The 1255-nt window shown below is 62.9% G+C and carries 2 protein-coding genes; both read right to left on the reverse strand.

Annotation, left to right across the window (positions count from 1 at the left end; genetic code table 11):
• Positions 1-807, reverse strand: an 807-nt coding sequence (locus tag EN884_RS36310; protein WP_128361145.1) for a DUF2029 domain-containing protein, incomplete at its 3' end; no start/stop codon positions are given.
• A gap of 21 nt (positions 808-828) precedes the next feature.
• Positions 829-1255, reverse strand: a 427-nt coding sequence (locus tag EN884_RS36315) for an aminotransferase class III-fold pyridoxal phosphate-dependent enzyme (protein ID WP_128361146.1), incomplete at its 5' end; no start/stop codon positions are given.

Consider the following 1255-nt stretch of genomic DNA (forward strand, 5'->3'; position numbering starts at 1 on the left):
GTGCGAGATGGCGAAATAGGCAACGAAGGAAGCGGCAAAGCCGGCCAGCGCGCCCCATGCCCTCTGCCGGAACGCAACCAGCAGCACAGCAAAAACAGCAAGGAAAACAATGTTGTCCGGGCGCACCATGAAGGCGAGGAAGAGCAGGATCGCCGTCGCCACCTCGCGGCCGCGGACATAGGCATAAAGCCCGCCCAGCAACAGCGCCGATGTGAGCAGATCCGGCGTTGAGGCGCGCGCCGCATCGCCGAAATCGGCCATGATCAGCACCGCGCCGACCACCGGCGCCAAGGCCAGTGCCCCCTCGGAGCGCAGCCACATCAGGGCGATCGCGCCGAACAGCAGCACGGAGAACACTGAGACCAGGCGCATCGCCTCGACCGGCGACATCACCGCGCTCATCGTCGACAGGATCTCGGCATAGAGGAACTTGATCCGGTACATGCCGAGCAATGAATGGAAGTCGGCGGCATTCTCCGCCATGTGGCTGCGGAAGCCGCCGCCATCGTCGGTCAGCGCCTTGTAGTCACCGGCCGACACGCCCGATTTGACAGTGTTGTAGGCATAGTCATGCAGCGCCTGTGCATCGGGATAGGTGCCTTCCTCCGCTATGGCGAGATAGGGCAGCATGTCCCAATTGGCGTCGGGCATCACCCACGCGGTGAACGCTGAAAAAAGAATGTAGAGCGCGAAGGCCGCGGCGCCGATCGGTGCCGCCAGCCGCGCATAAGTCCCCACGCCCCACGCCAGACCGGCCCCGGTGAGCCGGTCGAGTGGGTTCTGTGGAGCGGGCGACTTGGTCAGCATGTCTACTCAGCGAGTTTCGGTTTAACGGACCTGGCTTTTGACGAAATCCTTCACGATCGACACGATGCCGCGCGACAGCAGACTGTCGAAAGCATCGACGAAACGATCGACATGCTCACGCTGGCAGATCAGCGGCGGCTCCAGCCGGATGACGTTGCGGTTGTACTCGGTGAAGGCGACCAGCACGTCGTAATCGCGCAGCAGCAGCGCGCCGACGAAGCCCGACAGCGAGCCCTTCAGCTTGTCGTCGAGCACGCTGACGATCGGCCGCAGCACCATCGGCAAGGTCTGCGAGAAGTCGTGGAACTCCAGGCCGACCATAAAACCCTTGCCGCGCACATCCTTGATGATCTTCGGGTACTTTTCCCTGAGCGCCTGCAGGCGCTGCAGCAAATAGTCGCCGGTGACGGCGGCATTGTCGATCAGCCCCTCGTCGTAGAGCACGTTG

The sequence above is a fragment of the Mesorhizobium sp. M7A.F.Ca.AU.001.01.1.1 genome (genome assembly GCF_004022735.1).
Lineage (GTDB): Bacteria > Pseudomonadota > Alphaproteobacteria > Rhizobiales > Rhizobiaceae > Mesorhizobium > Mesorhizobium ciceri.